Raw genomic sequence first — 8,069 nt, forward strand, 5'->3', positions numbered from 1 at the left:
GCATGGCAGAACTCAAAACTCAGCGCTTGCGGACGGGTGAAATTCTCGTCGAGCAAGGCGTTATTACTCAGGCGCAGCTGGATATCGCGTTGCAGGAGCAGCGAGCTCGTCAGGGCTCGATGGCCTCCCTGCCGATTGCTGAGATTCTGGTTCGCAATCGCTTCTGTACCCGCGAACAGGCCGAAACGGCTGTGGCGCAGACGGTGGAAGGCGGCGTAAGCGGCCTTTTCAATACCCTGCTGCCGCAGTCCATCTGCAAGCGTTTTGGCGTGCTGCCCGAGCGTATGGAAGAAGGCTGCTTGATTGTAAAGGCCGCTTCCCCGCTGACCGAAGCTCAACGCGAAGTGCTCCGTCAGGCCTGCTTGTTGCCTGCGACCTCCTTGAAGGTGCGCGCGGTGTCCAAGGGTGTGCTGGAGAAGGAATCGGCCAAGCTCTTCGTGGATACGCTGGTGCTCGCCGACTGCCTGGAAAACCTGCGTCGTAACGAACCGACCGGCCAGCTAATTCAGGCGGCCATTAATGCGCTGATGAAAGAGGCGCTCGATGTGCGCGCGTCCGACATCCTGCTCGACTACAAGGGCGACCTGGATTCCTGGATTTCCTGGCGCGTGGACGGCGTCCTCTTGCGCAAGTACCTGGTTCCGCGTCGCGTGATGGGTCCGCTGGTGATTCGTATCAAGACCGAAGCCGGCATGGACGCTTCCGAAACCCGTCGCGAACAGGACGGCCGTATTCACCACCAGTACGCTGGGCGCATCATGGATTTCCGTGTGTCTTCCCTGCCTATCCTGGGTGGCGAGGGCCTTTCCCTGCGCGTACTGGATGCGGAATCCCTGCCTGACCTGGGGCAGATGTTCCCGTATCAGCCGGACATGCTGACCGCCTTGCAAAGCTATCTGCGTATTCGTGAGAAGCGCGGCGGCTTGATTCTGCTGTCTGGCCAGACCGGTTCCGGTAAGACCACGACCTTGAATGGCATGGCGCGCCTCTTGCCGCGTGAGCGTATCAACCTGGTGACCATCGAGAACCCGGTGGAACTCGACTTGCCGTTTGGACGCCAGTTCCAGCCAAACGAAATGATTGGCCAGAACATGGCCCAAATCGAGCGTACCTTGCTGCGTCAGGACCCCGACGTCGTCGTCATTGGTGAAATCCGTGACGCGGACTCCGCCTGTACCGCACTCAAGATGATTGAGTCCGGCCACTTGGTGCTGACCACGGTACACGCTGAATCGCCGTGGCAGGCCTTGCTGCGCGTGGTGTCGATTGCAGCCGAACGTGAATCCCGCGAATGGGCAACCTTCGTGATTTCGCAATTCCTGAAGCTCTCCATTAACCAGTCGCTGTGGGCCAAGCCATGTGAAGTGTGCAGCGTGCCGGTGCCTGGCGGTGTTCGCCTCAATCCGGCTGGCTGCCCGCATTGCAGCAATGGCCGTCGCGGCCGTGTGCTGGTGCATGACACCGTGCTGATGGGACCGCAGGCTGGTGAAATCGAGCGCCATGAGTTGCAGCTTGCCTTGCAAAGCGGTAGCGCCAAGATGTTGAGTGACGTTCAGCAGCAGCCCGGGGTGCGCCGAATCACCCGCGAAAGCGTGGTACGTCTCATGATTGCGAACAAGAAGCTCGCAATCGAGGATGCCAATGAATTCGATGAAGCCCATGCCGTAGATGCGGCCAAGGCGGCAGAGCAGGAGGCCCTCAATGCGTGATGCAAACGCACAAGTCGTCTACCGTAACTATCGGGTGAAGTACCTCGCTGAAGAGCAGATGACCCCGACGGCGACCCGCGACCCGGTCAATCCGGAATTGTGGGTGTGCGAAGACATCATCCCGGCGACGAGCCCGGATGGTGCCTTGCAGCAGGCAATTGCCCGCGGCGGTGTGCCTATTAGTGCCAAGCTGGTGCGCCAGGTGGCCGGGCAAATCCCGCAGGACTACAAAATCAAGTTCCTGATGTCCATCATGTTCTCGGTGCAATCCGGGGTATCGGTGGGTGCCGCAATGGAGCGTACCATCGAGTCCGAGCAATGGCCGCTCCGCGGTAAGCTCGACCCCGCGCTGCGTTTGTTGCGCGCTGGTGCTACGTTCTCGGAAGCCATTACCCTGCTGGGCATGTACGATGAGACGACGCTGGCCATCCTGTCCGCTGGTGAACATACCGGGACCATGCAGCAGGCGCTGGCAACGGCCTTGCAGCACTTGCAACGCAAGTCCACGGCTGACGGCCTCATGAAGGGCGCTGTGGGCGCCATCCTGCTGGATGTGTTCATGGCGGCAACCTCCTGTCTCTCCAACGTCATCGGCATCATCCCGCAGGCGGTGAAGACCGGCGTCCAGACCAAGGACCCAGTGGTGCTCGCGCATTGGGACCATGCTGTGAGGATTGGTTATGTGTCCAACTACCTCCTCCTGGGTGGTGCGACAATTGCGTTGCTCTTTGCGCTGGTGGCGTGGGCCAACTATGAGTATGGCGGCCAGAGAGGGCGTGAGCGCGTCGAGGGCTTCTTGCGCAAGTTGCCTTTCCTCGGAACCGCGCTGGTGCACGACGGCATGTCGACCTCAACCTCGATTGCCGGGCACCTTCTCAAAGGCGGGGTGCTATTTACCTCTGCGATGGAAATTACCGCGCGTACCGTGCGCTTGCCGTTGGTGCGTAACTACTGGAAAAACGTGCTGAGCATGACGTTGGGCGGTGCCCCGACGTCGTCCGCCCTGGCGCGCGAACCCCTGACGTCCGCTGAACAGCGTGTGGTGGCCTCGCACACCAACTCGACACAGCTCGCCGAAGCGTTCACCCAGATTGCCGAATATCGTCAGCAACAGGCGGCCAAGGATAACAAAAAGTTCATTTTTTCCGGCCTGATTATTTCTTTCCTATACTCGGCATTGGGTATTGCGTCAACGCTGTACGTTAACTATATCCAGATTACTAGCATCATGTCGGGCAGCAGTATCTAACACCCGGCGTGATGCCTTTTTATGACCTGAAGGGTTTTGCTAGATGCAACCATCTACCTATCTGAAAATGATTGCGGGCAGTCTGCCCGAGCATGGCCAGGGCGCCGTTGACGACAGCCTGCGCCTCCTGGCACAAGAAGCGCTCGGTGTCCCGCAGATTCACTTCCTGCGCTCCCCGGTCGCTGTTGACGGTAAATATCACTACTTTGCCGTGCCATCTTCCGTTATTGCGTCCGAACCCTCGCCGGCGACCCCGCTGGCCATGGCCTTACCTGGCCATCCTCGCCATCAAGGCCCGGGTGCCTACGTGCTCGATGCCGGTATCTATAAGGTCGTCGCCCTGTTTGATGGGGAACAGCTCGATATCGTGGTGAACGAGTCTGAGCTCGTCGGCGACTTCCTGAACGAGCAGACGCTGCCGCTGGTCAAGGTGCCGCAGGATACCGAAGCCTGGCGCTTTCAGTCCACGTTTACCAAGCGTAACCAGCTGATTGCCGACCTGACCTCGCGCCTGTCCAAGTTCTCTCTGGCTGGACTGGTCTTTTCCGGTATTGCGGTAGGCGGTCTTTCCATGGTGGATGGCTGGCTGACGGCAAAGCTATCTGCGGACAATGACGCTTCCGCTAAATCGATTGCTTCCGTCGTCAGTACCGTCAATGTGGCGTCCCCGCTGGCCAAGACCTTGGCTGAATATCAAGCTAAGACATCGGTTGCTGTGCGCGCTGGTGGCTGGGTGGATGCTTATGAGGTGAAGAACGGCAAGGAAAGCTTCCGTCTCTTTGTGCCGTCATGGATTACCCCGGACTACATCAGCTCGCTGGGTGCTGGCGTTGCTGCCGACCGTGACCCGGTGGACGAACAGCTGCTCATCCTGATGAAGGGCGAACCCGCAGGTGGCAAGACCATTACCTCGGCCGAAACGGTAGCCATCAAGGCAGAGAAGGCTGAGGAAGCGCAAGGCGCGCAACCCGGCCAACCAGGACAGCCTGGCCAAGCTGGCCCGGCCACCCCGCCCGTTCCCGCCCTGAAGGCACGATAAGGAGATTTTCATGAGCAATAAATTCGACCAGAAGAAGCTGGCTGCAACGTTCCGTCAGGCGGGCGAGACTCAACGCAACATCCTTGGTGCCCTGCCGGGCGTCCCCTGGATGGTCGCTGTCCTCTTTACCCTGATGTTGGGTGTCTCCGGCCTGGCAGTGTCCAAGGCCCGCACCGTGGTTGCTGACTTGCATGGGGTGGAATCCGCCAAGCAGGCAGTCGCCTACAAGCTTAACAAGACCCCGCTGACCGACGCCGAGTACCGCAATGTGTTGGACTGGTACCAGCGCCTACACCCTGAAGTCACCTTTGAAGTGGTGAAGGAAGGCGGCCTCCAGGTCAGCATCAAGGACGGCGCCAAGCATAGCGATTGGCTTTATGCTCTGTCCGCACTGCAATCCCGTGACTCCGACGTCCTCTGGGAAGCCCAGTCGTTCTGCGTGGGTCGCTGCCAGTCCGCATCTGCCGTCGCCATCATCAAGGGCTATCGTCAGAAAATGGCGCAGGAATAAAAACTAGTAGCGGAAATTGCTATTTTACGTTATACTTGTTTCATTCCTAGCGAAATATTACCCGGAGTTAAAGAATGACCAAGATTTCTGGTCTGCCGATGGCAGTGCTGTCAATGGCCGTTCTCGCATCACTTTCGGCCTGCAAATTTGATTTATCCGTCGAATCCAAGGCTAAGGCCAGTGAGCTGAAGCCGGCGACGGTAGTGGCAACTGTGGATGGTGAAAAAATCACGGACGCCGACCTCCAGCCGCTGCTGCAAGCAGGGTTTGATAAGGCGAACGCCACGGACCGCGCCATCAACCGTTTGATTGCGGCCCATTTGGCCAAGAGCAAGTACAGCGATGATGTTGAGGCCGCGTACAACGCGGCCAAGCTCGAGGTGGCGTCTTCCGTGTTCGCCAACAAGCGCATGGCGGAGTTGATGAAGGCGGTGACGGATGATGATATCCAGCAGCGCTATAACAGCAGCATCCGCGATGCAGACTTCAATGGCTATCAGCTTTACTTTGCCATGTACGCAACTGAAGAAGACGCGCGTGCTGGTCGTGAAGCGGCGCAGGCGGGCAAGGCGGATGCCTTGAAGAATTACCAGCCAGTGCTCGCGGGGAAAAATGGTGAGGCCTCCTTTGTGGGCCGTTCGGACATTCCCTATAACCTGGGCGTGTTCGTGGCGAAGCTGAAGGAGGGCGAATTTACCGCCCCGGCGGTGGTTCGCAATGGTGTTATCGTGCTGCAAGCTCGAAAAATCATTGTTAACCGTAAGCCCGACTTGGCCGCCGTCAAGGAAGCATTCCGCCGCAGCATCGCGGATGAGCGTTTGGCCAAGGAAATGGCTGACGCACGTAAGGCCGCAAACGTAGTTTTGAAGTAAAAACTGCTAATTTTTCAGTGGTTAACAAAATTTGTACGGTAATCCTTACGCAATTTGCGTATTTATTGCTATACACATGTAGCAGCACTTGCAAACCCTGTGGCAATGCCACTATTTTTTGATTTAACTTGGAGCATATAATGCGCAAAAACGCAAAGAGCCGCCATCAGGCGGGTTTCATTCAAAACTTCATCATCCCTGGTATCATCCTGATTGGCGTCGTTATTGCTGGTATTGCAATGCTGTCTAGCGGCAGCGGCACCAATACCGATAACGAAAAGGCCTCCATGATGGCCAACGCCGTCATCGCCCAAGGTCTGACCGTGACCAGCGCAGTGCAACGTGCTGAAGCTGACGGTGCTATCACCGGCGCTCAAAGCGCTGCTGGCCTGAGCAGCGTCCTGGTTGGCGCGAAGTACATCGCGTCTGGCTCCATGCCTTCGCTGCCGTCCGACCTGGGTGGCGGTAACGCTTGGGTGTTCGACAACACCACCAAGGCTCAAGGCTCCACCGGTACCGACATCGGTTCTGCGCTGCCTGACAACATCATCACCATCCCGCTGGGCGCCCACACTGTTGGTTCCGCTCAAGAAGCTACCTGCTTGCGCATCAACGCTAAGCTGTACAGCACCAGCACCGTTTCCGGTACCGCTGCTTCCGTTGGTAGCCTGACCACGGGTGGTACTGTGAAGCCCCCGGTTTCCGCTGCTTCCACCGCTGCCGCTACCGGCACCGAAGGTTGCGTGGACGACGGCACCAACTACACCTTCTACAAGGTTGTGGATGTGAAGTAATCGCCATCCGGCAAGAAAAGGGCGCCAATGGCGCCCTTTTTTCATAACTGGAGCCAAGTCTCCCTATACTGATTACTGAAAGAGGTACGGTATGGTACATAATAAAAAACGGCAGGCCGGATTCATTACGCAGTTCATTGTTCCTGGCTTACTCTTGATTGGCGTTGTGCTGACCACCATGTTTCTGGTGGGTGGCCCTCAGTACCAGGATAATCAAACCAAGGCGGGAATGGACGCCAAAACAATTCTTGGCCAGGCGGTCACCATGAAAATGGCGGTTGACCGAGCGATGGCGGATGGATTGATTACCCCGAATTTTGTTGGTGAGGTCAATATGAATGCGACCTTGCTGACCTCGAAGATTTTACCCGGCAGTACCTTACCCTTGCCGCCCACGACGGCGCAATTGTCGGTTTCTCCTTGGCAGGTATCCACAGGTGTTATTCGTGCCACGGATGCGCAAAGTCCCGCCGGTGATGTTGGGACGACTGCAGGGGATGATGTTCTATACCTGCAAAACCTGACTGCGGATATCTGTGGCCGGATTAACAACATGCTGTACGGCAGCCCGGCGTACATGTCGACTGGTTATGCCCCTGGCGGCAATTTTGTGGCTGGCTCGACGGTAAGTGCTCCTGCGGCAATTATCCCAGCTGCAGCGCAGGCGACGGCAAAAGAAGGTTGCGTGCCCAACGCTGGCAGCACGACCAGTTTCGTTTACTACAAAGTGATTGGAATTCACTGATGATGAAAAAGCAACGCGGATTTCTGCACCATCTCATTCTGCCCACGCTCATCCTGATTAGCGTGGTGGTTTCGAGTATGGGGCTTCTCTACACTCAAAACCAGCAGGGCATCACGATTGCCCGCTCGGTCGATACGACGCGCGAGCAAATGACGCAAATCCGCAACGTGCTCAACTGGTGTCGTGTGATGTATCCGGCATCCAATAACGGCTCTGGCTTGGGTAAGAACCTGAACCTTCCCTCATCGCCAGGTAACAGCAGCTGGGTTCAGTTCCGAAATATCCAATGCCCGGGAGATACGTCCCAATCCCTGCTTATGGCCGCGCATGACATGCTTTCCGTGCCCGGCAGCTTTCTGAATGAATGGGAATACCGGAATACAGCGAGCGGCGTATTTATCCGGACCTCAGTGCAAACAGCAGGCGACCCGAATGGTCAGGCCGTACTGGCGCAGGTCGCGACTCGCTTGCCCGCCTCTCAGAAGAATCTGACCGGTGACACCTTGGAAATTACAATTTCCAACTAATTAAGCGAAATCTTATGTAGGACAAAAAGCGGGCATATTTGTCCGCTTTTTTGCGTTTGTCATCATCCTGTAATATATGTGCATGGTTCTTGCTTAAGGCCTCTATACCCAATTCCTGAACTCAGACTTACATTTTAGGAATTGGCGATGACTTACAAGAAATCACTTACAGCCATCGCGCTCTTGATTGCTCAGCTGTTTTCGGGCATCACTGCCGCACGAGCTGACACTACTAGCGACGCTATTCGGCGAAATTCGCAATACGCCTCTGTGCAGCAGGCGGTGTATCAGCTAGTTGCTGAGAGCTACGACGTTGACAACGACGCTACGATTGAAGCACCTGCCATGAAGTTGGGTACCGGTCTCGGCACCTCGGACGGGGGCGTCATCCCGGATACCTCCTCCGCCCCCAAGTCAGATGGCTTCAGCGGTACGCTGGGTTATTGCGTCTGGGATAACGGCACCCTGACCTCGAGCACAGGACGTCTGGCTGGTAGCACGGCCGCAGGCTCAGTCTCTCTGGCAGTCATCTCCTACGGCCTCGACAACGTATTCCAAACCACCTGCGCTGACCTGGCGCAAGGGGTTGTGCGTGGCGACGACTACGCCTTCTGGATGACGAC

The 8,069-nt window shown here is 57.0% G+C and carries 9 protein-coding genes; all 9 read left to right on the plus strand.

What is annotated here, in order from left to right; all coding sequences use genetic code 11:
• Window positions 1–2 precede the first annotated feature (2 nt).
• Window positions 3–1,709: a GspE/PulE family protein gene (locus NMK_RS10935; RefSeq protein WP_109015799.1), complete on the plus strand. Its 1,707-nt coding sequence runs from the start codon at window positions 3–5 to the stop codon at window positions 1,707–1,709.
• Window positions 1,702–2,958, plus strand: a complete 1,257-nt coding sequence (locus NMK_RS10940) for a type II secretion system F family protein (RefSeq protein ID WP_181376250.1) — start codon at window positions 1,702–1,704, stop codon at window positions 2,956–2,958. The genes NMK_RS10935 and NMK_RS10940 overlap by 8 nt, the downstream gene beginning before the upstream one ends.
• 43 nt (window positions 2,959–3,001) lie before the next feature.
• Window positions 3,002–3,997 carry a hypothetical protein gene (locus NMK_RS10945; RefSeq protein ID WP_146187182.1) on the plus strand — a complete coding sequence of 332 codons (996 nt, stop codon included), beginning with the start codon at window positions 3,002–3,004 and terminating at the stop codon, window positions 3,995–3,997.
• Between the two features lie 10 nt (window positions 3,998–4,007).
• A complete protein-coding gene (locus NMK_RS10950; RefSeq protein ID WP_109015802.1) occupies window positions 4,008–4,508 on the plus strand; it encodes a hypothetical protein in 501 nt (166 codons plus the stop codon).
• Window positions 4,509–4,582: 74 nt separating this feature from the next.
• On the plus strand, window positions 4,583–5,380 hold the full coding sequence (locus tag NMK_RS10955; protein WP_109015803.1) for a peptidylprolyl isomerase: 798 nt from the start codon (window positions 4,583–4,585) through the stop codon (window positions 5,378–5,380).
• 140 nt (window positions 5,381–5,520) lie between these two features.
• Window positions 5,521–6,174 carry a hypothetical protein gene (locus NMK_RS10960; RefSeq protein WP_109015804.1) on the plus strand — a complete coding sequence of 218 codons (654 nt, stop codon included), beginning with the start codon at window positions 5,521–5,523 and terminating at the stop codon, window positions 6,172–6,174.
• A 91-nt stretch (window positions 6,175–6,265) separates the two neighbouring features.
• The gene (locus NMK_RS10965; RefSeq protein WP_109015805.1) at window positions 6,266–6,919 is read left to right on the plus strand and encodes a hypothetical protein; all 654 of its coding nucleotides are present in this window, start codon (window positions 6,266–6,268) and stop codon (window positions 6,917–6,919) included.
• The gene (locus NMK_RS10970; protein ID WP_109015806.1) at window positions 6,919–7,446 is read left to right on the plus strand and encodes a hypothetical protein; all 528 of its coding nucleotides are present in this window, start codon (window positions 6,919–6,921) and stop codon (window positions 7,444–7,446) included. The genes NMK_RS10965 and NMK_RS10970 overlap by 1 nt, the downstream gene beginning before the upstream one ends.
• 147 nt (window positions 7,447–7,593) lie before the next feature.
• Window positions 7,594–8,069 (plus strand): hypothetical protein (locus NMK_RS10975; RefSeq protein ID WP_227871450.1); only part of this gene is annotated, 476 nt, incomplete at its 3' end.

Origin of the sequence: Novimethylophilus kurashikiensis (assembly GCF_003112435.1) — a bacterium.
GTDB classification, from domain to species: domain Bacteria; phylum Pseudomonadota; class Gammaproteobacteria; order Burkholderiales; family Methylophilaceae; genus Novimethylophilus; species Novimethylophilus kurashikiensis.